We start from the raw sequence: 26,228 nt of genomic DNA on the forward strand, positions 1-26,228 counted from the left end.
TCCTGGGCTTCCGTTGGCAAGGGCCCAAACCGAGGGTTGAAGGGACCCGTGACGAAGGGTTACGTATGGAGGTCGAGATACGCCTGGGTGCGGTTCGTTATCCGTTCCGCCTCGGCAGCGACTGTCTAGGTTCCATCGTTGACAACCTGGTCGCCATGTCGGCCAGTCGTTTCCTGATCGTCTGCGACAGCAACACAGGTCCACTGTTCGGCGCGGAACTCGTCGAACGCCTCTCCCCCCACGTCCCGGCGAACCTGCTCGTCCACCGAGCCGGCGAGCCGTACAAGGACCTGCAGGCCGTCGGCGCGCTGGCCGAGTCGGCGCTCCAGCTCGGGGCGGACCGCGCCTCGGTGGTGGTGGCCGTCGGGGGCGGGGTGATCGGCAACATCGCGGGGCTCATGGCCGCGCTGCTCTTCCGCGGGATCCGCCTTGTCCACATCCCGACGTCGCTCATCGCGATGTCCGACTCGGTGCTCTCCCTGAAGCAGGCGGTCAACGCCGGCGTGGGGAAGAACCTGATCGGCACCTTCTACGCGCCGGTCTCCGTCCTGGCCGACACCGCCATGTTGCGGAGCCTGCCGTACCGGGAGACGGTCGCCGGGCTCTGCGAGGTGGTCAAGAACTCGCTGGCCATCCGCCCGAGCATGGTCGAGATGCTCCGGACGTCGCTGCGGCAGGACGCCGTCTACGACGACGAGACGATGTACGAGATCATCTCGGAGAGCATCCGGGCGAAGGCCTCGGTGACCGAGGAGGACATGCACGAGTGCCGCTCCGGCCTCGTGCTGGAGTACGGCCACACGGTCGGCCACGCCATCGAGTACACCGCGGCCGGCGGGATCTCCCACGGCCAGGCGATCGGGCTCGGCATGGTCGTCGCGGCCGAGGTGTCCCGGCGGCTCGGTCACCTCGACGACGACACCGTCGCCCTGCACCGGGAGCTGCTCACCCGGGCCGGCGCGATGGTGACCATCCCCGAGGAGATCGACCTCGACGAGGTGATGCACCGGCTGCGCTTCGACAACAAGCGCGGCTATCTCAGCGACCCGGCCGAGAGCAGCGCCATGATCCTCCTCGGCGGGCTCGGCGAGCCGCTGTGGCAGGACGACCGGCCGCTGGTCTCCGTCCCGATGGCCCTGGTCGGCGAGGTGATCAACGAGATCGCCCGACCGGTGATGCCGAACTTCGAACTGCTTTCCGAGGCCGAGCCGGTCCGGGTGGCGGACGCCGTGGGAGCCGCGGATGGTTGAGCGCTTGGGCGTCGCCGTGGTCGGCGCCGGATTCATGGGTGGGGTGCACGCCGAGGTCCTGACCGCCGACCCGCGGGTGGAGCTCCGGTGGGTGGTCGACCGGGACGAGCGCGTCGGCTCGGAACTGGCCGCCCGGTTCGGCGCGCGCCCCACCGCGACCCTCGACGAGGCGCTGGCTGACGACGCGGTCCGCCTCGTCGTGGTGGCCACCCCGGCCGCCACGCACGAGCCCATCGCGGCGCAGGCGATCGCCGCCGGCCGGCACGTCCTGGTGGAGAAGCCGCTGGTGCTCTCCACCGGGCACGCCCGGCAGCTCGCCGATGCCGCGCGGGAGCGCGGGGTGACGCTGGTGCACGGCGGCAACTTCGTCTACGCCCCGAAGTTCGTCCGGGCCCGCGAGCTGGTGGCGGACCGGGACGCGCTCGGCACCGTCCACTCGGTACGGGTGGCCTTCCGGACCTCCGGCCCGGACACCGACTGGTTCCGGTCGAAGGCGACCGCCGGTGGTGGCGCCCTCACCGACCTCGGATGGCACGCGATCGAGCTGTGCCGCTGGATGCTCGGCAAGCAGGCGATCCGCTCGGTCACCGCCTGCACCCGCCAGCTCAGTGCCGCCGGTGACGTCGAGGACCAGGGCGTGATCCTGGTCGAGTTCGCCGACGGCGCGATCGGCCAGTGCGACGTCTCCTGGCTCTGCCCGGGTGGCGAGCAGCTCACGGTCGAGGTGATCGGCACGGAGGGTTCGGTCAGCGCCGACCTCTGGCAGGGCATGGGCATCTCGGCCTACACCAACACCAAGTTCACCGAGGTGTGGGAACCCAACCAGGGGTGGCTGCGCCCCGAGTGGGAGTGGATCCGCAACAGCGGATACGTGCACCAGGACCGTCAGGTCGTGGATGCGGTGCTCGACGGCCGGCCGATGGCGCACACCCCGGAGGACGCCGTGGCGATCCTCGGTGCGCTGGAGGCTGCCTACCGCAGCGCGGCCGACGGACGGAAAGTGGAGTTGGATGCCTGACAACAGCGCCCCCCGGGGCGTGCTCTCGATGACACCGTTCTTCCTCTACGCCGATCACCAGAAGCTGTGGAAGCCACGGTTCGACCCGATGGGCGGCATGCACGTCCTGGGCCACGCGATCGTCACGGAGATGGCCCGCCGCGGTTTCCCGCAGCGGGTCCTCACCATGGCACCGCCCGGCATCCCGAAGGACCTGCAGATCGCACCGAACATCAGCGTGCACGCCCGGCGCCTGCCGGTCCTGCCGATCCCGTCCAAGCTGGAGGGATACTTCGGCCTGGTCGGCGCCTGGGCCAAGGCCAGCCTGCTGTACGTGATGCGCAACAAGGAGCAGCTCAAGCGCGAGATCGGCATCGTGCACGCGCACTGCGACGGCTCCGGCTCGGCCCCCGCGTACGCGTACGCGGCGGCGCAGGTGCTCGACGTGCCGATCGTCGCGCACATCTACTCGTGCCGGTCGCTCACCCAGCACCCGACCACCCTGTTCGAGCGGGTGGCCGACCCGGTGGCGAAGTCGGCCGAGAAGTACGTCATCCAGCACGCCGGGGCGGTCCTGACGCTCAGCGACAAGGTCCGGGAACGGATCCGGGACGAGCTCCACGTCCCGGACGACCGGGTGCACCGGCTGGCGCACCTCGTGACGGACAACTTCGTCAGTCACGACACCCCGGAGCGCCGGGAGGAGCTGCGGCAGCGGTTCGGGCTGACCGACGACCGCCCGACGGTCCTCTACGTCGGCCGGATCTCGTCCGAGAAGGGCGTCGACTGGTTCGTCAAGGCCGCGGCCGAGGTGAACAAGCGGCGCGACGTCCGCTTCCTGATCGCCGGGGACGGGCCGCAGCGCGGCGACGTCGAGGCACTCGCCCGGCAGCTCGGGGTGACGGACAAGCTGGTCATCACCGGCTTCCTGACCCCCGAGTACATCCCGTCGATCATCTCGCTCTCCAACCTGGCCGTCCTTCCCTCGCAGTACGAGGAACTGGGCGTCGTGGTGCTGGAGTACATGCTGATGAAGCGCCCGGTGGTGGCGCACGACGTCAGCGGCGTCCACAAGCTGGTCCAGCACATGGAGACCGGCGTCCTGGTGCCGCCCTTCGACCCTCCGAAACTCGCCGAGTCGATCGAGATGGTCCTCGACGACCCGGAACTGGCCCGCCGCCTGGCGGACAACGCCGAGCCGATCCCGCATCGGGAGTACTCCCTCGCGGGGGCCGGCGCCCGTCTGGAAGCGATCTACCAATCCCTCATGGAGGAGTCCTGAGATGACTGCCCCTCGCAAGATCGTCACCGGTGTCGCCTTCCCACCGTCGCTGTTGGCGGAGACCCCGCCGATCTCGGTGGCGACCCTCACGGCCTACCTTCGAGACAAGGGCATGCCCGCCCGTGGCCTCGACCTGAACGCGGACTTCAACCAGTACCTGCTGGACCGCGTCGAGATCGAGCAGGTGCAGGGCCCGGTGAACGACCACAAGTTCACCGAACCCTTCATCAAGCAGTTCTTCCTGAACCACATCACGGGCAACTACTTCACCGACACGAACTTCGAGCAGTGGGAGCTCAACCAGCAGTGCCAGGTCGCCCCGGAGAGCCTCTCGATCTGGGACCCGCCCTTCCCGTACTCGTACTGTGAGTTCCTCTCGATCCTGCGGGACGAGCCGGAGCGGGTCGCCAAGCTGGTCCGCGACCCGGAGGCGAACATCTACCACGCGTTCTACCGCGACAAGGTCGCGGGCGCCGCCTCCGAGCTGGGCCTGATGGGCTTCTCCATCATGGGTTACAACCAGGTCATCCCCGCGCTGACCCTGGGCTACCTGATGAAGCAGGAGAACCCGGACCTCTACATCTGCTGGGGCGGCCCGTGGGTGACGTCCTTCGCGGACATGCTCATCCCCCGCCTGGAGACCTGCCCCGAGCTGGGCGACCTGATCGACGCGCTGGTCGTCCGGGAGGGCGAGGAGCCGCTGCTGAAGATGGCCGAGGCGCTCTCCCGTGGCGAGCGGCCGAAGGGCATCCCGGGTGGCTGCAAGCCGATGTCCGAGCAGAGCGTGCTCGACACCAAGCCGGTCGGCCGCAAGCTGCTGCTGGAGATGTCGAAGCCGCGGGAGAACGTCCCCAACACGCACTGGCGTGAGGAGGACGGCCACTACGAGCGCAGCGGCGACATCTCCTGGGTCGCGGACATGAACCTGATCCCGACCCCGGACTACAGCGACTTCGACCTGTCGCTGTACACCACCTTCCGGGAGGGGCAGGGCAGCCTGGTCCTCCAGGGCTCGCGCTCCTGCTACTACATGAAGTGCTCGTTCTGCAACGCGATCACCAACTTCGCGCCGTGGAGCTACCGGGAGCGCAGCACCGAGAACCTCCAGAAGGACATCGACACCTTCCTGGAGAAGTACGAGGGGGTCGTCCACTTCGACTTCGCCGACGCGGTGTTCCCGGCCAAGCGCCTGGTGGAGATCGCCGACTTCTTCATCGAGAAGAAGCGCCCGGAGCTCTTCTGGGAGGTCGACGTCCGGTTCGAGGGCAACATCGACAAGGCCGTCCTGACCAAGATGCGCGACTCGCAGGGCACGCTCCGGTTCGGCCTGGAGACGGCGAACGAGCGCCTGCTCGACCTGGTCCGCAAGGGCAACCGGATGGACGTCGTCCACCGGCTGCTCCAGGACAGCCGCGAGCTGGGCTACAAGCCGTTCCTGATGACCATCGTCGGCCTGCCCACCGAGGAGCGGCACGAGGCCGAGGAGCTGTACGAGTTCCTCAGCGAGTACCACGACACGGTGACGTACCAGATCGCCGACTTCATCGTGGAGCGGAACTCCCCGATCCAGCTCCGGCCGGACGAGTACGGCATCCACATCGAGGACGACGAGCAGCAGAGCTTCCACCACAACCTGCACTTCACCCGTCGCGCCGGGTACAGCGACGACGAGGCGCAGGAGGTCTACCGGGACATCCTGGTCCGCACCCTGCAGCGGTTCAAGGGCGCCCACGAGGTGGACGTGGAGCAGGAGCGCAGCCGGGTCGACCCGTCCGACTCGGTCTACCGACTGAGCCTGCGGGCCGGTTCCTTCGCATTGGAGAACTACTGGGTGAAGTACAACAACATGCCGTTCGAGGGTCTGGTGCCCATCGGCTACAAGATTCAGCAGCAGTGGACGGACATGAGCAACAAGGGCACCGTCTTCGAAATCGACCCGGACATCGCCCTCGGGGCCCTCGCTGGGGCAGGTAGCCACTGATGACGCAGAAACTGGCCATCCTCGGCGGTGAGCCGCTCCGCACCCGGCCGTGGCCGGAGTGGCCGCACGTCGGCCCCGAGGACGTGGAGCGCCTCCGTAAGGTCATCGAGACCCGCAACCTCGGCGGCATCCCCTTCCCGAACACGCTGCACCAGGAGTTCGCCGAGCGGTTCACCGGCCGGCTCGGCGCGAAGTACGGCCTCCTGGCGGCCAACGGCACCGTGACCCTGTCGATGGCGCTGCGCGCGCTCGGGATCCACGCCGGCGACGAGGTCATCACGACCGCCTTCACCTGGATCGGGACGGTCGCCGGCATCGTGCACGTCAACGCCGTGCCGGTGCTGGCCGACATCTCCGACGACAACTGGTGCATCGACCCGGTGAAGGTCGAGGAGGCGATCACCGACCGGACCAGGGCGATCATGGTGGTGCACCTGGGCAACCAGGTCGCCGACATGGACGCGCTGCTGGACATCTGCCGCCGGCACAACCTGCTGCTCATCGAGGACTGCGCGCACGCCCACTTCGCGGAGTGGCGCGGCAAGTGCGTCGGCACCATCGGCGACGCCGGCAGCTACAGCTTCGAGACCAGCAAGATCATGACCTCGGGCGAGGGTGGCTTCCTGGTCACCGCCACCGAGGAGGCGTTCCACCGGGCGATGTCCGCGGCGCACGTCGGCCGCAAGGAGGCCCCGTACGACAAGTTCCCGGGCCGGATCTTCGGCTGGAACCACCGGGCCACGGAGATGCAGGCGGCCGTCCTGCTGGGCCAGCTCGACCGGTACGACGAGCTGGACCGGCAGCGGACCGCGATGGCGGAGCTGCTGACCAAGGGGCTCACCGAGATCGGCGGCTTCATCCCGCTGGCGGAGGACCCGCGGGTCACCCGGCGCCAGCGGTACGAGCTGCTCTTCCGGTTCGACACCCAGGCGTGGGACGGGCTGCACCGGGACAAGGTCCTGGAGGCGCTGCTCGCCGAGGGCGTGGAGTTCGAGGGGAACACCTTCTACCCGCCGCTGCACCGCGACGAGCTGTTCCACATCACCGCCGACGACTGGCCGGCGATCCGGGAGCGGTACGGCGAGCGGATCTCCCCGGACGCGTTCCACCTCCCGGTCGCCGAGCGGGTGGCGTGGGACGAAGCGGTCTGGATCCACCACTCGATGCTTTCGGTGGAGCCGGAGGACGTCCAGGACATGTTGGACGCTGTGGTGAAGGTCCGGGACAATCTGGGGGCGCTGAAGCAGAGCCTATGATCGGTCCATGGCTCTGACGAAGCTCGGTCGGGCGGACACCCCGCCCGACCGATCCCTCGAAACCTTCCCGATCGGCGACAGCTCGCAGGAGATCACCATCGACTGCCGGGAGTTCACCTGCCGCTGCCCCATCACGGGGCAGCCGGACTGGGCGACGATCCGGATCGACTACCGCCCCGGGGACCGGGGAGTGGAGACGAAGAGTCTCAAGCTCTACCTGGAGACGTTCCGGGACGAGGGGATCTTCCACGAGCACCTGGCGACGAAGATGCGTGACGACCTGGTGGCCGCTCTCGAGCCGGTCTTCCTCAAGGTCACGGTCAACTTCAACGTCCGGGGCGGCATCGCGCTCGCGGCGTCGAGCACGTACGAGCGCTGACCCGCCCGGGACGGCCCGGAAAGACGGCGGCGGCCGGTGGTTCCCGTAACCACCGGCCGTCGCCGTTCTCGTCGTCCTCCGCCCGCGGTCCGGCTGGGGACAGGTACGCACGCGGGCGGGCCGGTGCCCGGAGGCACCGACCCGCCCGGATCAGGTCAGAGGAACTCGTCGAGTAGTTGGAAGTAGGTCAGCTTGTACTCGTCGACGGTGGCGCAGCCGTACCGTTGGAGGAAGTGCTCGCTGTACGCCGGCCCGTAGCCCCAGACGTCGTCCTCGCCGATGTTGTACAGCGCCAGGGCGAGGTCGGTCCACCGGTCGGCGACGCCGACCCGGTCGACGTCGATGACGCCGGCCAGGTTCAGCGTCTCGGGGTCGATCAGCACGTTGTCCAGGCACAGGTCGCCGTGGCAGACGACGAGGTCGTCCTCGGGCGGGGGCGTCATCCGGCTCAGCTCGTCCCAGAGCTGCTGGACCGTCCAGCCCTCGTGCGCGGTGTCCACGTCGTCCGGGTCGAACGCGCCCAGCTCGATCCCGGCCTTCGCCTGGTGGATCAGGTCAGGCACCCGCCGCTCGAAGGGGCACTCCGCCACCGGCAGGTCGTGCAGCGTACGCGCGATGTCGGCGACCACCTCGATCACGCGCCGGCGTTCCTCCGGCTTCCAGTGCCGGGCGGCCGGCCGCCCGGGCAGCGTCCGGGTGACCACCCACTGGAGGTCGTCGTTGGCGTCCACCGCCACGACCTCGGGAACGGGGATCCCCCGGGCGGCCAGCCACTCGAGCCGCTCGGCCTCCTTCACCGGGTTGAACCGATGGTCGTCGGGGTGCCGGGGCGGGGTGGTCTTCACGTAGAAGGAGGGCGCCTCCCCCACGCGGTAGACCGTCGCGCCGGACGAGCGTTCGCCCAGGCACTCCCACGGTTCGCCCCGGTCACCCCAACCGGCCACCGGAATCGGTGCCGCAGTCACCATCGCAGGCCCTGGCTCCGTCTCCTCAGCCCGCCGGTCAGGCCTTGGGGTCGGGGACGAGGACCGGCCTGATGCTGCGGTCCCGGTTGACCACCTTCTCGATCGTCTCGTCGATCAGCGCGTTGGTCCGCTCGTCGTCCCGCAGCAGCCCACCGAACGCCCACTCGGCGAAGTCCAGCTTCCGCTCCTCCGTCAGCTCACCGCCCGTCGTCGGCGCGATGTCGGGGCGCTCCGCCACCACCTGACGCGTCGCCTTCTGGAACGCCGACAGCGCGTGATCCACCGCGGCCTCGTCGAACGCGGTCGTCACCAGCTGCGTGCCACTGTCCTCGAAGTACACGCCGTACTCGTGCGCCGCCTCGTAGATCTCCCAGCCCAGCTCGTCGTTCGGCAGCACCACGTCGAACATCAGGTCAGGACCACCCACCCAGTTCGGGATGCCGGCCTCCGTCAGGATCTCGCGCATCCCGTCCGCCAGCCGGCGGCCCATCCGCTCCGCGTTCTCGTACACGCCCGGCGTGTCCAACACGTCCATCACCGCCAGCGCCGCCGCCATCGGCGGCACCTCCCGCGTGTACGTCCCCTGGACCCCCGCCACGTCGTACGCGTCGATCAGATCCCGGCGGCCCATGACCGCCGCCAACGAGTGGCCGTTCGCCAGCCCCTTGCTGATCACGATCAGGTCGGCCGGAACGTCCAGCCCGTGCACACCCTTCGGCCCCGCCCGGAACCCGGTGTACACCTCGTCCATCATGAACGGCACGTCGTACCGGGCGCACGTCGCCGCCATCCGCCGGTAGTAGTCGAGGTCGAAGTACAGCAGCTCCGGCGAGATGAGCACGCCGGCGACCTCGTCACCGAACGCGTCCAGCATCTTCTCCAGGGCCTTCTCGTTGTACCCGAAGCCCACCACACCCGAGGACTGCCGGTACCCGAACTCCTCGGACGCCAACTGCCACTCGTGCCAGCCGTGGTAGCCACAGCTCAGGATCAGCTCACGGCCCGTCGCCGCCCGCGCGAACCGCGTCGCCAGCGCCGTACCCTCGGAGCCGGTCTTGTGGAACACGACCTTCTCCGCGCAGGCGTACCGCTCGCACAGCCGCTCCGCCAACTCCACCCGCGGCACCGACAACGTCGACGCGAACGCCGTACCGTAATCCCGGATCTGCCGCGTGATCGCCTCGATCACCGCGGGGTGCCGGTGCCCCAGGATGATGGTGCCGCTGGAGGCCGTGAGGTCGACCATGCGGTTGCCCTCGACGTCGGTGAGCCACGCACCCTCGCCCGACGAGATCATCGAGGAGAACCGCGTCTGGATGTCGTACTTCTCCGCCGCGGTCACGCGCCGGGCCCGCTCGATCAGCCCACGGTTCGTCAAGTTGGCAGAATCCATGTCCTGGCTACCTTCTCTCGCCGATTTATGATCTTGCCCAGGGACGTCGCCGGGATGCGTGCCGAGCCGTCCGACCGGCATGTCCGATCCGTCGTCGGCGGCCGCCACCGGCCATCCCCCAAAAACACCGTGCGCGCCAGCATATAGCACCGCAACTATGCGCGGTATGGCCGAAACAGCTCTTGACGGTTAGCGGTTCAACTTTCCGTCGCATCGCGTAAACAGGGTGGAGTAACCACCGGTCATACGTTTCCAAGCGCTCGAATCAGGGCGTCACGGACCACGTCGGGGGTCGCCTCCATCCACACCTCACGTACCGTGGTTTTCCGCGACGAGAACGGACAGGCCGAGACCACGCGGTTGCCCGGGCGAACCTCATTCTTCCCGGATCGAATCAGCGCGCCTCGGCCGAGTTGCCCGAAAAGCCGGGCCGCAACACTTCTTCCAAGCGTCGCGACCCGATCGGAAACGTCGGCATGCCTACCCTGGGTGACCGAGCGTGGGAATGAGAAAGCCGTCGCCGGGCGCCCGCCCGGCGCCGGCGTACCCCGCCGCGGTCAGCCGACGACCGCCTCGGCCCCGACCATCTCGGACTCCCGTCGCCCCTGGTCGAGCAGCTCGACGAAGCGCCGCTGGATCCGCCCGATCCGCTCGTCCTCGGTGGGGCGGACGAGGAACGAACACCCCTCGGTGTCCCCCGCCGTCTGGGCCCCGACCTGGGCGCTGACCTGCGGCACACCGCTGTAGAGCGCGATGGCGGCGGCGATCATGTCCCCGGCGAAGCGGCAGAACTGGTCCGCGCCGGCGCCCTTGACGACGTCGGCGACGTGCTGCATCACGCAGACACACCCCTGCGGGTGGCCGAGGGCCAGCAGCCCGTCCGCGGTCTCCCGGACCGCCCGCACGGTGGCCGGAAGCTCCTCCGGGTCGTCCGGGTCGAGCTGCGCCATGCTGTGCTCGACCAGGCGCGCACCGGCCTCGGCCACGGAGACCGGACCCTGCCGGCGGCGCTCCTCGCCCTCCAGGACGTACCCCGGCCAGAGCGCCATCGCCAGCGTGCCGACCCAGGCCGTGTAGAGCTCGTCCGCCTCCAGCACCCCGTTGGCGAAGGCGAAGTTGAACTGGTCGAAGAAGGCCGGGTCGGTCAGCGGATCGACGATTCCCCTGGTCAGGCAGGTCTGGTAGTCCGGGGAGCCGTAGATCGGGTAGAACGGGTTCGTCCAGAACTCGACGCCCGCCAGCGTCAGGTTCACCGCGTCCTGGACGATCGCGTCGAGGGTCTGGTCGGGGAGCCCGACGATGATCGCGGCGCTCGCCCTGAGCCCGAACTTCTCGAACAGGGCCACCCCGGCGGAGACCTTGTCCAACGAGGTGAACCCCTTGCGCATCTTGCGCAGCCGGGCCGCGTCGGTCGTCTCCAGGCCGAGGAAGAGGTCGTCGAAACCGGCCGAGACCATGCTCTCCACCAGATCCTCGGTGAGCTTCACGACGGTCATCCCGTTCGGCAGGCTCAACCGGATGTCCAGTTCCCGGCGGACGATCTCCTGGCAGATGGCGTGCACGCGCTCGATGTCGAAGGTGAAGTTGTCGTCCTCGACGAGGAACCGCCGCACCCCGTGCACCCGGACGTAGTGTTCGATCTCGTCGACCACGCGCTCCGGGTCCCGGGCCCGGAACTGCTTGCCGACCGTGGCGTGGACCGTGCAGAACGAGCAGGAGAACGGGCAGCCCCGGCTGGTGATCAGGGTGACCGCGTTGCCGTACCGGGCGAAGTCGAGCTGGTCCGCGGCCGGCGGCGCGAGGGCGTCGAGGTCGGCCACGAAGGGTGCGCGCGGGCGGATGTGTGGCGCGCCTGCCGTGGCGCAGTCGCAGAGCCCTTCGCCGCAGCGGAAGGCCACGCTGAGTAGTTCGGTCAGGGGCCGCCCGGTGGCGAACGCCTCCATCAGGTCGACGGTGGACACCTCGGCCTCGCCGAGCATCACCACGTCGATCTCGGGGACCTGCAGGACGTGCTGGAAGGCGACGGTGCCGTGCTGGCCGCCGAGCACCACCTTCGCGTTCGGCAGCACCCGCTTGGCCATCCGGGCCAGCTCGTAGGCCGTCTCGTAGTAGGGGGTGAACATGCAGGAGATGCCCACCACGTCCGCGCCGCTGGCGGCCATGGCCGCCTCGATGCGCTCCATCTTGGCGCCCCAGTGCATGATGTGCCGCCAGCGCGGATGGCGGTCCAGCTTGGCCCGTTCGATGGGGGTCAGCTCGGCCTCGGGCACGACGTGGTTGTCCTCGTCGTACGCGAGGGAGTCGAACAGCTCGGTCTCGTGACCTGCGGCGCGCAGGGCGCCTGACACGTACGCGAGCCCGATCGGCACGTGCCGCCCAATCTCGACCATGCAGCCGCGGATCGGAGGCTTGACCAAGAATACCTTCATTCGATTACCTCCTGTAACAGAATGACACTGCCCCGAACAGCGGGTGCGTTGGCTGCTCCTGACCTACACCACGGTAATCGATGCGGTAACCCCAACAAATACCTGGAAAGAGCCGGTTGCCCGATCGGCAACCGGTAATGAATATTTCCCCAGATAAGCGACGCTTCATCACCCACCGCCGCTCGCCGAGCTCATCCGGTAGGCACTCGCGATTTGGCTTTGCGGCCTTCTATGCGTGTCCCCCGCGACCGGCCGAAGGCCGCTGGGCAGGCGGGTCAGCCTGACGTTTTATTGCCGACGCTGACGGATGCACGCCGTACGAGGCGGGCGCGCCCGGGCGTCCCGGCGGCATCCTCGCCCGACCTGTGGAGCCGGCTGGCCGGGAAGATTGACAGCAATCTGCCAGGCGACCATCGGGTGGCGTTCTTCGAGACCGGGACGGTGGCGGCGTCCGGACGGCAACATCCACACGTACGCCAAGAGCGTACGGCTCCCTCGTCGACATGCGCCGGCGAGGGAGCCGTACCCGTTCCACCCGGGTGTCCGGTGCGGTACGGCCTGCGTCAGGCGCCGGTGGCGCCGTCGATGGTCTGCCGGATCAGGTCGGCGTGACCGTTGTGCCGGGCGTACTCCTCGAGGATGTGCACCACGGTGGCGCGGAGGTTGTACACCTCGCCCTCGTCCTCGTAGGTGTCGCCGAGGTCCCGCAGCCCGAACGCCTTGCGGGTCAGCTCCACCTCCTGGTGGAAGAGGTCGAGGTCGGCCACCACGTCGGCGGTCGCGACGTCGTCGAAGGCGCCGTCCGGGCTCCCCTCCGTGGAGTACGGGTCCTCGACCTCCTCGCCGGTGAAGAGACTGCGCAGCCAGCGCTCCAGCTCGGTCATGTGGCGCACCAGCCCGAGCAGCGTCACGTTGGTCACCGGGACGGCGGCGGTCTTGAGCTGCTCCTCGGTCAGGCCCGAGCACTTGAGCAGCAGGGTGTCCCGGTGGTAGTCGAGCCAGCCCGCCAGCACGGCACGCTCGTCGCCCAGGGCCGGTTCTGGCTTCCGGTCGACGGCAGGGGCGGTCCAGGTCATGGGATTGTCCCTTTCGATAGCTGAGTCACCTGCGGAAAACGGCGGTCCGTCACCCGGCCGCAGGGTACGCCGGGAACGGCAGGATCCGGGCGGTCCCGTCCTGGCTGGCGGTGACGATCCGCGAGCCGGAGCGGTCGAAGCCCATGTTCCACACGGGAGCGCTGTGCCCCGTCTCCAGCTCGCCGACCTGCTTTCCGGTGGCCACGTCCCAGACCCGGACCGTGCAGTCCTCGCCCGCGCTGACCAGCAGCCGGCCGCTCGGGTGGAAGGTCACGCCGTCGACGACGTCGGTGTGCCCGACCAGCGGGTCGACCGCCGGGCGGCCGGCCGCATGGTCCCAGATCCGGACGGTCAGGTCGTCCGAGCCGCTGGCCAGCAGCCGGCCGTCCGGGCTGAAGGCGACGCTCACGGCTCCCTTCGTGGTCCCGACCAGGGGCACGCCGACCGGTCGGCCGGTCGCGGTGTCGTACAGCCGCACCGCGTCGCCGGTCGAGGCGACCAGGTGGCCGTCCGGGTGGAAGGCCACCCCGTCGATCTCGTCCATGCTCTCGGTGAGCGGCTCGCCCACCGGCTCACCGCCGGGGACCTTCCACAGCCGTACGGTGTGGTCGGCGCTGCCGGTGGCCAGGAGCCCGCCGTCGGGGTGGAAGGAGACCCCGTAGACCCCGGCCGTGTGCCCGGTGAGGGCGTCGCCCACCTGTTTTCCGGTGGCGACGTCCCAGATCCGGGCGGTCCGGTCCTCGCTGGCGCTGGCCAGGAGGTGGCCCTCCGGGTGGAACGTCACGAGCCAGATGGTGTCCGTGTGCCCGGTCAGCGTCTCGCCGACCTGCTCGCCGGTGGTGGCGTCCCACAGGCGGATGGTGGCGTCCTCGCCGCTGGTGGCGACGAGGTGGTCGTCGGGGTGGAAGACCGCCCCGATGACGCCCTCCCGGTGTCCCCTGAGCACCAGGGACGGTTGGGTGGGGGGAACTGCTACCGGCTCCACGCGCGTGCTCCGTTCTCGACGTGGGTGTGGGTGACAGGAGTGGCCCGGTGCCGCACCGTGCGGCGCGGCACCGGGCATCGGACGGTGCAGGGTCGGTACGGGTGGCCGGCCCGAAGGGCGCGACCCACGTCAGCGCGTCAGGCGGCCCGCCGCTGCCGGCCGACCAGGGCGAGCACGGCCGCCAGCACGGCGATGAGGGCGGCCACCCAGAACGCCCGACGCATGCCCTCCACCGGGTCGGCGGGCGCGCCCGCGGCGGTGACGAGGACGGCGAGGCCCAGCGCCGGCCCGACCTGCTGCACGGCCTGGAGCACGCTGGAGGCCGCTCCGGTCACCTCCGGGGCCACGTTCGACATGATCGCCGCGGTGCCCGAGGCGAAGACCAGCCCGGCGCCGACGCCGCCGAGCAGCAGCGGGCCGAGCAGCGAGGTGGCGTAGCTGCCGTCGGTGGAGAACTGGGCGAGCCAGATCATCGCGACGGCCGTGAGCGCCCCGCCGATCGCGGCCACCACGCTCGCCCCCAGGCGGGGCACCAGCTGCCCGGTCAGGATCGCGGCGACCAGGACCAGGACAGCCGTCGGGAAGAAGGCGAAGCCGGTCCGCAGCGCGGAGTAGCTCCACACCCCCTGGAGGTACTGGGTGAGGAAGAAGAACATGCCGGCGAAGGCCGCCGGGAAGAAGAGCAGGGTGACGAACCCGCTGGCGCGGGCGCGGTCAGTGAAGAGCCGCAGCGGCAGCAGCGGCTGCGGGGCGCGCCGCTCGACCAGCACCAGGACGGTGAAGAGGACCGCCGCCGCGACGAAGCAGGCCAGGACGATCGGGTCGCCCCAGCCGGCGGTGGAGGTGCGGACCAGGGCGTACACCAGGGCGACCATCGCGCCGGTGGCGGTGATCCCGCCGACCACGTCGAGGGAACCGCGCTGCGGCTGGCTTTCCTTGAGCGCGCGCGGGGCGAGCAGGAGGACCAGGGCGACCACCGGCACGTTGATGAAGAAGACCCAGGGCCAGGAGGCGGCGTCGCTGAGCACGCCACCGAGGATCAGGCCGAGGGTGCCGCCGGCCGCGGCGACGCCGGTGTAGACGCCGATCGCCTTGGCCCGGGCCGGACCGTCGGCGAAGTTCGTCGCGATCAGCGAGAGCGACGTCGGTGCCGCCAGCGCGGCGCCGAGGCCCTGGGCGGCACGGGCGGCGATCAGCATCTCGCCGCCGTTGGCGACACCGCAGACCAGGGACGCGACGCCGAAGACCGCCAGCCCGACGAGCAGCACCCGCCGCTGGCCGACGATGTCGCCCGCCCGGCCGCCGAGCAGCATGAAGCCACCGAAGGCGAGGGCGTACGCGTTGACGACCCAGACCAGGTCGGCGCCCATCCCCAGGTCGTCCTGGATCTGCGGGAGCGCGACGTAGACGACCGTCGTGTCGAGGACGAGTATCAGGGCGCAGGCGGCCAGAAGGGTCAGCGCCAGCCCGGGCCGGTTGGGGCCCGACCCCCCGGCCTGCTGACGCTCCGCTCCGGTCACCTGTTCGGCCGTGTCAGACATAAGACAGCCTCATTCATATCGCTCGGAATCCGATTCCGCCAATGTATGCAATTCGGCGTGTCCGTCTGGAGACCGAAAACGGCCCGTCCGTCCACTGTCAGCGAGTGTCACGGGCAGATATTGCCCCCGCAACCGCCGCCCGCCGGGCGGACAGGTAATCGCTGTCCGACCGGCGGAAAAACGCTCTGCGGATATTGGCCACCGGGCCGGCGTCGACGGCGTCAGCCCCGTTCCGGCCGTCACGCCACCGCCTGCGGGCGGCGCCACGGCCGGTCGGTGGTCACTCCTCCCGCAGGTCGAGAACCACCCGGATCGTGCCGTCGGTGCGGTTGATGGCCCGGTCGATGGCCGGCTCGTAGTCGTCCAGCCTGACGATGTCCGTGAGGATCGGCCGGGTGTCGATCGCGCCGCTCGCGAGCAGGTCGACCGCCTCCCGGTACTTGCCGCCCGGGCCCATCACGCCGACCAGGCTGGCGTACCCCAGCGGCAGGCGGGCGGTCTCCAGCGGGTGCTGCGCGCCGACCTGGTAGCCGACCAGGCAGACCCGCCCGCCGGGACGGACCAGGTCGAGCGCCCGGACCACCGACTCCGGGTCGCCGGACGCCTCGAACACCACGTCCACCTTGTCCGCGTACGAGGTCAGCTCCGGCAGTTCGGAGGGGTGCACCGCGACCTTGGCGCCGCTCTCCTCCGCGACCTTGCGGCGCTCGGCAACCAGGTCGGTGGCGAGCGTGACTGTCGCGCCGGTCACCTGGGCCGACTGGAGGATGAGCTGGCCGATGCCGCCGGCCCCGAGCACGGCGACCCGCTCCGCCGGGCGGAGGTTGATCCGCTCCACCGCGTGCAGCGCCACCGCGAGCGGCTCGGTCTGGCTCGCCGCCGCGAGGTCCAGCCCCTCGGGCAGCTGGTAGAGGTTGGTCATCGGCACGGCCACGTAGGCGGCGCAGCCGCCGTCCACCGTGAAGCCGATCTCGATCAGGTTCTCGCACATCACCGGAAGGCCGTCCCTGCAGGGGCCGCAGGTCTGGCATCCGACGATCAGGTCGCCGGCCACCGGACGCCCGACCCAGGACTCGTACCCCTCCGGGGCGGACTCCACGACGCCCGACCACTCGTGGCCCGGCACGATCGGGTACCGGTTGCCGTGCCACTTGCCCTTGTAGAGCCAGAGGTCACTGCCGCAGAGGCAGCAGTAGTGCACCTTGACCACGGCCCATCCGGGCGGTGCCGACGGACGTGGCGCGTCGATGATTTGAGCCTTGTGTCCCCCGTGGAACTGTAGCGCCCGCATTCGTCCCCCAACGCGCGTGTGAGATGTCCTCCGGACACGATAGAGCCCGACCCATCGGTGCTCAATATGTTCTCCGGTCGAAGTTGCACCTTGACGCGGCTTCCATAGTCGACTAACGTCCCGAAAAAGATTCGCGGTCTGTGGAGAATTGACGCCCATATTTCGGTGCACACTCCGGCATTCCGGCCTGGCCCGTGCTGAGGTGCCAGCAGCCCGCGTGGCACGTCGGGGGGTGTGGCGGTAGACATCACGAGACAGTCGTCGTGCCGCGTCTCATAAACGCTGTTCTTCACTGCCACTGTCGCGTCGTACCCGCGCTCCGCTCGTCTCGATATCACGCTTCGTCCACCTGTTGATGGTCCACATCTGCGGGTCGGAGTGGGGCTGGGCACCAGCCAGGGCGATCCGTTGCGACCGGTGGCTGGTCGGCGTACCCGGGATCTGCGACACTCCCTTCCATTCACCCATGCCGTGCCCTGGCTGCGGTGCTCCGGCCGTCCCCGGCCTTCGCACCGCTCACCACCAGGGCCGCTCTACCGTCCCGCCCCGCCGGGCGTGACGGTGCCTCGCACCTGGCGGGGCGCCGACTTCCGGCCTCAACCGGTATCCGTACCGAGAGAGCCGAGGAAACCCAGATGGACGTCGTACACTCCGACCTCAAGGTCGCCATCGTCGTCGCCGACATCGCCATCGTGCTGATCGTCGGCGCACTGCTCGTCATGCTGTCCCGCCGGCTGAAGCAGCCGCCGGTGATCGGCGAGATCACCGCCGGCATCGTCCTCGGCCCGAGCGTCCTCGGCCTGCTGCCCGGGGACGTCAGCGGCTTCCTGTTCCCGGCCGAGCTCCGCTCCCACCTCTCGATGATTTCCCAGGTGGGGCTGCTGCTCTTCATGTTCCTCGTCGGGTGGGAGTTCAACGGCCAACTGCTCAAGCGCAGGTCCGGAGCGATCGCCTCGGTCTCGCTCTCGGCGATCGGCCTCTCCTTCGCGCTCGGTATCGGCGCGGCCACCCTCCTTCACGACCGACACGACGTGGTCAACGGGAAGCACATTTCCTTCTGGTACTTCGCCGTCTACCTCGGCATCGCCATGTCGATCACCGCGTTCCCCGTGCTGGCCCGACTCCTCAGCGAGACCGGCCTGGCCGCCACCCGGATCGGGGCTCTCACCCTGGCCTCCGCCGCGCTGGACGACGTGATGGCCTGGACCCTGCTCGCGGTCATTGTCGTCGGCTTCACGGCCAGCGGCGGCGTCGCCACGCTGGTGACCGTCCTGGGGCTCTTCCTGCTCTACGTCCTGGTCATGATGTTCCTGGTGCGGCCGCTGCTGCACCGGCTCATCGGCCGGCTGACCCGGGGCGGCAAGGCCTCGCCCTACCTCGTGCCGCTGATCGCCGCCGGCGCCTTCCTGTCCGCCTACACCACATCCTGGATCGGGGTGCACGCGATCTTCGGGGCGTTTGCCTTCGGCCTGGTGATGCCCCGGGAGCCGCGGGCACTGCTCGCCTCGACGCTGCACGCGCCGATGGAGAGCGGCACCCGCCTGCTGCTGCCGATCTTCTTCATCGTCACCGGGCTCTCCGTCGACGTCGGCGCGCTTGGCTGGACCGGCCTGGGCGAACTGGCCCTCATCATGGCCGCCGCCTGCCTCGGAAAGCTGATCGGGGCCGCCGCCCCGGCCAAGCTGTCCGGCATGAGCTGGCGCGACTCGTACTCCGTCGGGCTGCTGATGAACACCCGCGGGCTGACCGAGCTGGTGATCCTCAACATCGGCGTCACCCTCGGCGTACTGGACGGCCAGATGTTCACCATGATGGTGCTGATGGCCCTCTTCACCACCGCCATGGCGATGCCGCTCCTGCCCAAGGGCCTGCCCCGGGTCCCGGGGAACCTGTTCACCATTCCGGTGGGCACGAGGCCGTCGGCCCCGGCCGCGGCCGCCCGGCCGGAGCCGGCGGACGAACCGGTCAAGGCCGGCAAGTCCTGACCCGCGACCGAGGGCGGCGGTGGCGTGGGCCACCGCCGCCCTCGGCACCCGTGCGACCTCGGTGTGTCGCCCACCGCAGCCCCGTCGCCCTCGACGGGTTCCCACCCGAAACCTGAGTAGGCTTAACCGCCGGCACGACGGCGTGACGGCGAGGTGAAGGGTGGTGGTTGGCGCATGCCGACGGAGACGCGCAAGGCTGTGGTGCTGCTCAGCGGCGGGCTGGACTCCGCAACGGTGCTCGCCATGGCGGTGCACGAGGGGTACGAGGCCCACGCGCTGAGCTTCCGCTACGGCCAGCGGCACACCGTCGAACTGGAGGCCGCCGCCCGGGTCGCCAAGGCGCTCGGCGCGACCCGGCACGTCGTCGCCGACATCGACCTGCGGGTCTTCGGGGGGTCGGCACTGACCGACGACTCGCTCGCCGTGCCGCACCACGCCAGCGCCGACGAGTTGGGCGGCGACATCCCGATCACCTATGTGCCGGCCCGCAACACCATCTTCCTGTCGTTCGCCCTGGCCTGGGCGGAGACCCTCGACGCCTCCGACATCTTCATCGGGGTGAGCGCGCTCGACTACAGCGGCTACCCGGACTGCCGCCCCGAGTACATCGCCGCGTACGAGGCGATGGCGAACCTCGCCACCAAGGCCGGCGTCGAGGGGCGGCAGCGGCTGCGTATCCACACCCCGCTGATCCAGCTCACCAAGGCCGAGACCATCCGTCGGGGGCTGGAACTGGGCGTCGACTACGCCTGGACGCACAGCTGCTACGACCCGGTCGACGGCCGTGCCTGCAGCACCTGCGACTCGTGCCTGCTGCGGGGGCGCGGCTTCGCCGAACTCGGGCTGACCGACCCCGCCCTGTCCCCCGGCGGGTGACGCCGGTGTACCGGGTCAAGGAGATCTTCTACACCCTCCAGGGCGAGGGCAGCCACGCCGGGCGGCCGGCCGTGTTCTGCCGCTTCACGAGCTGCAACCTCTGGACCGGGCGGGAGGAGGAGCGACACCGGGCGATCTGCCAGTTCTGCGACACCGACTTCGTCGGCACCGACGGCCCGGGTGGGGGCCGCTTCGCCACGGCCGCCGAACTGGCCGCCGCGGTCGCCGCCGCCTGGCGGGGCGAGGACCACCCGCGCAGCCGCCCGTACGTGGTGTGCACCGGCGGCGAGCCGCTGCTGCAACTCGACGAGGCGGCCGTCCGGGCCCTGCACGACGTGGGTTTCGAGGTCGCGGTGGAGACCAACGGCACCCGCCCGGCGCCGCCCGGCCTCGACTGGATCTGCGTCAGCCCGAAGGCCGGCGCGGAGCTGGTGCTCACCCGGGGCGACGACCTGAAGCTCGTCTACCCGCAGCCGGGCGCCGAGCCGGCCCGCTTCGAGGGCCTCGACTTCGCGCACTTCATGCTCCAGCCCATGGACGGCCCCGACCGGGTCGCCAACACCGAAGCAGCGGTGCGGTACTGCCTGGAGCACCCGCAGTGGCGGTTGAGCCTGCAGACCCACAAGTACATAGGAATCGCCTGATGGAGATCTTCCGGGAGTTCACCTTCGAGGCCGCGCACCGGCTGCCGAACGTGCCCGAGGGGCACAAGTGCGCCCGGCTGCACGGCCACTCGTACCGGGTGACGGTGCACGTCAGCGGCGACGTCGACCCGCACTCCGGCTGGGTGATGGACTTCGGCGACCTCAAGAAGGCGGTCGAGCCGATCCGCGACAGCCTGGACCACTACTACCTCAACGACGTGCCGGGGCTGGAGAACCCGACCAGCGAGGTGCTGGCCCGCTGGATCTGGGACCGACTCGCCGACTCGCTGCCGCTGTCCGCGGTGGCGGTGCGGGAGACCTGCACCTCCGGCTGCGTGTACCGCGGCGAGGGCTGACTTTCCGGGGGCAGCAAGGACGGCCAGCCCTCCGGGGCAGCGGGGAGCGCATACGAAGAGGGGCCGTGCCAGCCTGGCACGGCCCCTCCACTCTCTCGGTTACATCCGCGTTCCGCTGGGGGCGTGCTCCTCGTCCGCCATCGACGCGTCCGAGTCCGCCATCGACTCCATGAACGCCTCCGGCATCGGCGGAACGGCTCCGCCCACCATCGCCTTCCCGGCGATGGCCGGCCACAGATGAACAGGGCCGTCCATCTCCTCCGTCCGCAGCTCGGGTGGCGTGGGCTTCAGCGGCTGCAGACCGACGAGCTGCAGCCGCCCCGGGACGACGTTCAGCCGGCCGAAGTCGTCCAGCCTGTTGCTGGTCCTGGCCACGATCCGGCGGTGCTGCCGCGTCGCCTCCAGGACCTTCTCCCGGGCCACCGGGTCGAGCCGCTTGCCGTCCTGCGGGTCGGTGCCCGCCTTCGCGTGCCCGGGCTGGGCGAAGTCCGCCTCGCTCACGCGCTGCCAGGCCTGGGTGTCCTCCCGGATGCCGTCCGCGAGCTGCCGGACCGCCTCCTCGTGGCTGACCCCCTCCTCGCGTGCCTGCCAGTACCGGTACACCCGGGCGGCGTGCCCGACCATGCCGGTGATGGAGCCCCCGCTGTTGAGGAAGCTACCGGTGCCGAACGAGTCGCCGGCGACCACGCAGTTCGCCGCGACCAGCGCGTCCCTGCCGATCCGCTCCACGGTGCTGACCAGCTTGGGGGTGGCGAGGATGAGGGTACGGGCGAGCTCCCGGCGCGGGATCTCGGTGAGCAGCGCAACCTGGTCGAGGAAGTAGTCCCGGACCAGGTACCGGTGCGCGCCGAAGTACTCGACCGAATCGGGGCTGGTGCCCGCGGGCAGCATGCCCGCCTGGACCGGGTCGAAGGTCCGGTAGTCCGGCACCTCCAGGATCGTCCAGCCACTCTCGGTGAATCCGTCGTGACCGAGGGTGATCTGCCGAACCCAGTACTCGTTGCCCTGCTTGTCGAAGTCGGAGGCGATCCGCTGCCGCGAGCTGGCGCCGACGTAGACGGCGATCAGCCCGACGACGTAGTCCGCCTGCGCCACGATCGGGCCGCGACCGTCCTGGTGGTCGATCTTCACCAGATCCTGCGTGAAGCCGAGCCGCTTGGCGTCGTCGCTGTCCGCGCCCTCCGCGACCATGATCAGCCCGGGCGTGCCCAGGTCGACCAACTCGCTGCCCCGTACCCGGACCCGCCGGTAGGTGCCCTTCACGTCGAGTTCCCGGATCGCCTCGATCCGAACCCGCAGCCGGCCGTCCGGGCCCCGGACGAAGCCTTCCTCCGCCTTGTTGCCCCGACCCAGCCAGCGCTGCCAGCCGGCCGACCGGCTCGGCTGCGCCACCCGGTGGTACGTGAAGATCCGGCACCGCGGCTCCCGACCGGCGGCGAGGTCCATCCGCTCGATCGCCTCCAGGTACCGCCGAAGCATGATCAGCAGATCCTCGGCGTTGCACTGGAAGGCCAGCGGCTCGCCGAGAACGTCGTCGATGCTGCGCCCGACGGTCTCCGGTCCGTGCTCCATCGCCGGGGCCGGGGGATGGATCTGGCTGGTCGTCCGGTGCGGCTTGCCGTCCACCCACCGGTCGTCGACGAACTCCGCGCTCCGGACGTGGCCGCCCAGGCAGGCGTCCACCCAGCCGAAGAGGATCTCGTCCGCCCGGGCCTCCGCGCCGTCCTCGGGATCCTCCCGGTAGAAGAGCTCGTGCAGGACGAACCGCTCGCCCGTGAAGGTCCGGGGAATCCCCTCGTCGCCGTACCGCTCCATCATCAGCCGGTCGATGACCGCCAGATGGTGGTAGATGTCCGCGCTGACCTTCCACTGGGTCAGCGTGAGGTAGGGGTCGCCCCGCAGCTCGACGCCGACCGTCCGCCGGCCCATGGCGATCGACCACAGCATCGCCATCATGTTCGCCCCGCCCAGACCCACGGCGAGGAAGTCCGGGTCCGCCACGCCGGCCGGGTCGACCTTCCGGAGACCCGACGCCGAGGCGACCTCGTCGAGCGTCTGGGGTGCCGTCTTCGGCACCTCGCTCTGCACGGCGAAGATGGCGAGCACGATGGCGGCCACCATCGTGCCGAAGCCCACCAGGAACGCCACCCGGAAGCCCCCGGTGAGGGCCGCCGCGGTCGCGTCGCCCCGGGCCAGCGCCGCCTCGGTGACGTTCGCCGCCACCGGGGCCAGCACCGCCAGCCCGAGCGCCGAGCCGATCTGCTGGGTGGTGTTCAGCAGACCGGAGCGGATCCCGCTGTCCTCGAGGGTGGCGTCGGCCAGCGCGATCCGCAGCGCCGGCGGCGTCGCCAGACCGGAGCCGATACCGATGAGCAGGATGGCGGGCAGCACGTCGACCAGGTACCTGCCGTCGGCCGGGATCCGGGCGAGCAGCAGCAGGCCGATCGCCATCAGCACCATCGCCGGGATGAGCAGCACCTTGGCGTCGTTCTTCCGGATCAACCGCGGAGCGACCTTCAGCGAGGCGACACCGATGGCGACCGCGGTCGGCACGAACGCGAAGCCCAGCTCGTAGACCGTGAAGCCGAGGACGTTCTGCAGGTAGAGCGCGCAGAGGAAGAACATCGCGGTCGGGCCGGCGATCATCAGTGCGATGACGACGTTGGACCAGGCGACGTTCCGGGCCCGGAGCACGCTCGCCGGCACCAGCGGGTTGCGGGTGCGCCGCTGCCACAGGACGAATCCGACCATCAGCAGCAGCGCCCCGCCGCCGAGGAGAGCCGTGCGGCCCGCGTCGGCGTCGGCCTGCACGATGGTGTAGACCGTCAGCATCAGCGAGCCGACCAGGGCCACCGCGCCGACCCAGTCGATCCCCTTGCCGGCCTTGGCGTCCCGGACGTTGTCCAGCAGCCGGGCGCCCATCAGGATGGTGACCAGCCCGATCGGGGCGTTGACGAAGAAGATCCAGTTCCAGCTCAGCGAGGCGGTGAGCGCCGCGCCGGCGAGCTGGCCGAGCGCGGCCCCCGAGGACGCCACGAAGGCGTAGAAGCCGAGCGCGCGCGCCTGCTCCCGGGGCTTCGGGAACATGTTCACGATCATGCTGAGCACGACCGCGGTGGCCAGCGCACCGCCGACGCCCTGCACGAACCGGGCACCGACGAGCACCGCCTGCTCGGTCGCCAGGCCGCAGACCATCGAGGCGACGGTGAAGACGGTGAGCCCGGTGAGGAAGACCCGCTTGGTGCCGATCAGGTCGCCCAGCCGGCCGGCGAGGAGCAGCAACCCGCCGAAGGGAATGAGATAGGCGTTCACCACCCAGGCCAGGTTGGCCTGGGAGAACCCCAGGCCATCCTGGATGGACGGCAGGGCGACGTACACCGCGGAGCCGTCGATCACGGAGATCAGGATCCCCACGCAGAGCACGACCAGCGCGAGCTGACGCTCCCGCAGGCTCCGCAACGGCTGCACGGTGTCGCGCAGGACGACCGTCTCCCCCGAGGCGCCGTAGGAGTCGCCTCGGGGGGTGTTGACTGCGGTCACGACGCCGAACCCGCCCCGGCGGCGACGGGCTCCCGCATCTGCGCGGAACCCTCGGCAGCCATGGACATGTCCCCGTCAGCGGCGGCGCACATCATCCGCCGCTCGGCCGGATGATTATCGAGGATCGGTGGCAGGTCGACGGTGTGCAGCCGCCCGCTGCGCACCGAGAGCCGCCGCCAGTCCGAGTGGTCCAGCGGAACGAGCGAGTGCCGGTGCCGGCGCGTCGCGTCGATCGTGGTGGCCCGCTCGCCCGAGCTACGCCCGGTCTGCTCCTCGATCGCCCTGATCCGCTCCTCACCGAAGTTGATGGGCACGGCCTGGCTGAACTCCTGGGCGCTGACCTGGAGCCAGCCGAGGGTGTCCACCTTGATCTGGTCGGCCAGCTCGCGGATCGCCTGCTGCGGGCTGGCCCCCTCGTCGCGGGCCTCCCAGTACCGGTGCACGCGGGAGGCGTGCCCCACCATGCCGGTGACCGCGCCACCGCTGGTCATGAAGTGGCCGTTGCCGAAGGAGTCCCCGGCGACCACTCCGTTCGCGGCGACCAGGGCGTCCGCGCCGCACTTCTCGATCAGGCTGAACAGCTTCGGGCCGTACGGGCTCTGGATCTTCTCGAGCTCCGACACGGGCACCTCGGTGATCAGCGAGACCTGCTCCAGGTAGTACTCCCGCAGCAACTGCTGGTACGCGTTGAGGTACTCCTTCGAGCGCTTCGGCGTGCCCGGCGGGACGAGCCCGGCCAGGATCGGGTCGAAGGTCTTGAAGTCCGGCACCTGGACGAGGATCCAGCCCACCTCGGGGTCGTCCTCGTGGCCCACCGCGATCTGGCGGACCCAGTACTCGTTGCCCTCCTTGTCGAACTCGGAGGCGATCCGGCGGCGCAGCCGGCCGCCGACCTGCATCTCGAGGAAGCCGGCGAGGTAGTCCGCCTGGGCCACCACCGGACCACGGCCGTCGTGGTGGTCGACCTCGACCTCCTCCTGCCGGAAGCCGAGTCGGTCCGCGTCGCTGCTGTCGAAGCCCTGGGCGATCATGAACAGCTCGGGGACGCCCAGGTCGATCAGGGGCGAGCCGGGCCTGCGGATCCGGCGGTACCGGCCCCGGTAGTCGAACTCCTGAACCTCCTCGATGAGGATGCGCTTGCGCCCGTCGGGGAGGCTGACGAAGCCGTCCTCCTGACGCATCCACTTGAAGAAGCCGTCGCCGTCGCCCTCGTCACCGACGGCGACCCGGTGCGACAGGAAGAGCCGCACCCGGGGGGTGACCCCGCGGGCGATGTCCATCTCCTCGATCATCTCGAGGTAGCGACGCAGCATGACCAGCACCTCAGAGGCGCCGGCCTGGAACGTCGACGGACCGTCGAGCACGGTCACCATGTCGCGGCCGACCTTGGCCGGATCGTGCTCGTCCGGCGGCTTCGCCGGATTGAGGACGGTGATGACCCGCTGCGGCTTGCCGTCCACGTACCGGTCGTCGATGAACTCCGTGTGGTGGACGAGGCCCGAGACATGGGCCGCCTCTCCGGCGATGCACTCGTCGGCGTACACGTCGCCGGGCTCGGTGACGGGGCTGTAGAAGGCCTCGCGGAGCTTGAAGAGCCCGCCGTCGCCCTTGCGGGGGATGCCCTCCTCGCCGTACCGCTCCAGCATGAGCTGGTCGATCAGGCCCAGGTGGTGCCAGAAGTCCTCACGGATGTTCCAGTGCACGCCGAGCGAGGGGTCGCCGCGCAGCTCGACGCCGACGCACTGGCGACCATGCGCCAGCGACCACAGCATGGACATCATGCTGGTCGCTCCCAGCCCGAGGGCGAGGAAGTCGGGATTCTGGATTCCGGTCCAGTCGGCCTCGATCCGGGTACGTCCCCGCCTCCGGAATCGCTTCGCCTGGTCGAGCGCATCCGGCGCGGCGCTGCCCGACAGACGCCCGACCAGAGCTAATCGAAGGTTCTTCATGGCTTCCTCAACTCCTGAAGGTGACCGATACAGCCAAGCAGGAATCGCCGAAT

The 26,228-nt window shown here is 69.9% G+C and carries 19 protein-coding genes; 10 read left to right on the top strand and 9 right to left on the bottom strand.

What is annotated here, in order from left to right:
• The first annotated feature begins 65 nt into the window (after positions 1-65).
• The 6 genes from ACGFIZ_RS22015 to queF are packed head-to-tail and all read left to right on the top strand — an operon-like array spanning position 66 to position 7,145.
• Entirely contained in the window at positions 66-1,250 is a 1,185-nt protein-coding gene (locus tag ACGFIZ_RS22015) for a 2-deoxy-scyllo-inosose synthase (protein WP_393421964.1), read from the top strand.
• Positions 1,243-2,268: a Gfo/Idh/MocA family protein gene (locus ACGFIZ_RS22020; RefSeq protein WP_393421966.1), complete on the top strand. Its 1,026-nt coding sequence runs from the start codon at positions 1,243-1,245 to the stop codon at positions 2,266-2,268. Before ACGFIZ_RS22015 ends, ACGFIZ_RS22020 begins: the two co-directional genes overlap by 8 nt.
• Positions 2,261-3,529 (top strand): glycosyltransferase family 4 protein, encoded by a 1,269-nt coding sequence (locus ACGFIZ_RS22025; RefSeq protein WP_393421968.1) that lies wholly within the window; start codon positions 2,261-2,263, stop codon positions 3,527-3,529. Before ACGFIZ_RS22020 ends, ACGFIZ_RS22025 begins: the two co-directional genes overlap by 8 nt.
• A 1-nt stretch (position 3,530) precedes the next feature.
• Positions 3,531-5,510 (top strand): radical SAM protein, encoded by a 1,980-nt coding sequence (locus ACGFIZ_RS22030; protein WP_347668769.1) that lies wholly within the window; start codon positions 3,531-3,533, stop codon positions 5,508-5,510.
• Positions 5,510-6,766: a DegT/DnrJ/EryC1/StrS family aminotransferase gene (locus tag ACGFIZ_RS22035; protein WP_393421970.1), complete on the top strand. Its 1,257-nt coding sequence runs from the start codon at positions 5,510-5,512 to the stop codon at positions 6,764-6,766. Before ACGFIZ_RS22030 ends, ACGFIZ_RS22035 begins: the two co-directional genes overlap by 1 nt.
• Before the next feature lie 7 nt (positions 6,767-6,773).
• Complete coding sequence (gene queF / locus ACGFIZ_RS22040; protein ID WP_347668771.1) at positions 6,774-7,145, top strand: preQ(1) synthase; 372 nt, start codon at positions 6,774-6,776, stop codon at positions 7,143-7,145.
• 155 nt (positions 7,146-7,300) lie between these two features.
• Here queF and ACGFIZ_RS22045 read toward each other — a convergent pair whose 3' ends face one another.
• The 7 genes from ACGFIZ_RS22045 to ACGFIZ_RS22075 all read right to left on the bottom strand — a co-directional run bounded on the left by ACGFIZ_RS22045 (position 7,301) and on the right by ACGFIZ_RS22075 (position 16,744).
• Positions 7,301-8,113: an APH(3') family aminoglycoside O-phosphotransferase gene (locus tag ACGFIZ_RS22045; RefSeq protein WP_393421972.1), complete on the bottom strand. Its 813-nt coding sequence runs from the start codon at positions 8,111-8,113 to the stop codon at positions 7,301-7,303.
• A gap of 34 nt (positions 8,114-8,147) precedes the next feature.
• On the bottom strand, positions 8,148-9,503 hold the full coding sequence (locus ACGFIZ_RS22050; protein WP_393421974.1) for an aminotransferase class III-fold pyridoxal phosphate-dependent enzyme: 1,356 nt from the start codon (positions 9,501-9,503) through the stop codon (positions 8,148-8,150).
• A gap of 557 nt (positions 9,504-10,060) precedes the next feature.
• Entirely contained in the window at positions 10,061-11,932 is a 1,872-nt protein-coding gene (locus ACGFIZ_RS22055; protein WP_393421976.1) for a B12-binding domain-containing radical SAM protein, read from the bottom strand.
• Positions 11,933-12,495: 563 nt separating this feature from the next.
• Entirely contained in the window at positions 12,496-13,008 is a 513-nt protein-coding gene (locus ACGFIZ_RS22060; protein ID WP_393421978.1) for a DinB family protein, read from the bottom strand.
• 49 nt (positions 13,009-13,057) lie between these two features.
• Positions 13,058-13,993 (bottom strand): WD40 repeat domain-containing protein, encoded by a 936-nt coding sequence (locus ACGFIZ_RS22065; protein WP_393421980.1) that lies wholly within the window; start codon positions 13,991-13,993, stop codon positions 13,058-13,060.
• Positions 13,994-14,130: 137 nt separating this feature from the next.
• Positions 14,131-15,534 carry an MFS transporter gene (locus ACGFIZ_RS22070; protein ID WP_393421982.1) on the bottom strand — a complete coding sequence of 468 codons (1,404 nt, stop codon included), beginning with the start codon at positions 15,532-15,534 and terminating at the stop codon, positions 14,131-14,133.
• 280 nt (positions 15,535-15,814) lie between these two features.
• Complete coding sequence (locus ACGFIZ_RS22075) at positions 15,815-16,744, bottom strand: zinc-binding dehydrogenase (RefSeq protein ID WP_393421984.1); 930 nt, start codon at positions 16,742-16,744, stop codon at positions 15,815-15,817.
• 716 nt (positions 16,745-17,460) lie between these two features.
• On the opposite strand from ACGFIZ_RS22075, the gene ACGFIZ_RS22080 reads away from it, so the two are divergent.
• From ACGFIZ_RS22080 to queD, 4 genes are all read left to right on the top strand, one after another.
• Positions 17,461-18,810, top strand: a complete 1,350-nt coding sequence (locus tag ACGFIZ_RS22080; RefSeq protein WP_393421986.1) for a cation:proton antiporter — start codon at positions 17,461-17,463, stop codon at positions 18,808-18,810.
• A 174-nt stretch (positions 18,811-18,984) separates the two neighbouring features.
• On the top strand, positions 18,985-19,686 hold the full coding sequence (gene queC, locus ACGFIZ_RS22085; RefSeq protein WP_393421988.1) for a 7-cyano-7-deazaguanine synthase QueC: 702 nt from the start codon (positions 18,985-18,987) through the stop codon (positions 19,684-19,686).
• On the top strand, positions 19,683-20,330 hold the full coding sequence (gene queE / locus ACGFIZ_RS22090; RefSeq protein WP_393421990.1) for a 7-carboxy-7-deazaguanine synthase: 648 nt from the start codon (positions 19,683-19,685) through the stop codon (positions 20,328-20,330). Before queC ends, queE begins: the two co-directional genes overlap by 4 nt.
• Complete coding sequence (gene queD, locus ACGFIZ_RS22095; protein WP_393421992.1) at positions 20,330-20,686, top strand: 6-carboxytetrahydropterin synthase QueD; 357 nt, start codon at positions 20,330-20,332, stop codon at positions 20,684-20,686. The genes queE and queD overlap by 1 nt, the downstream gene beginning before the upstream one ends.
• A 99-nt stretch (positions 20,687-20,785) precedes the next feature.
• Here the strand turns inward: queD and ACGFIZ_RS22100 are convergent, their stop codons facing one another.
• Positions 20,786-24,226: an MFS transporter gene (locus ACGFIZ_RS22100; RefSeq protein ID WP_393421994.1), complete on the bottom strand. Its 3,441-nt coding sequence runs from the start codon at positions 24,224-24,226 to the stop codon at positions 20,786-20,788.
• Positions 24,223-26,175, bottom strand: coding sequence for a hypothetical protein (locus tag ACGFIZ_RS22105; protein ID WP_393421996.1), 1,953 nt, complete (start codon positions 26,173-26,175; stop codon positions 24,223-24,225). Before ACGFIZ_RS22105 ends, ACGFIZ_RS22100 begins: the two co-directional genes overlap by 4 nt.
• Positions 26,176-26,228 lie beyond the last annotated feature (53 nt).

Source organism: Micromonospora sp. NPDC048830, assembly GCF_043198215.1.
In the GTDB taxonomy this organism is placed as follows: Bacteria; Actinomycetota; Actinomycetes; order Mycobacteriales; family Micromonosporaceae; genus Micromonospora.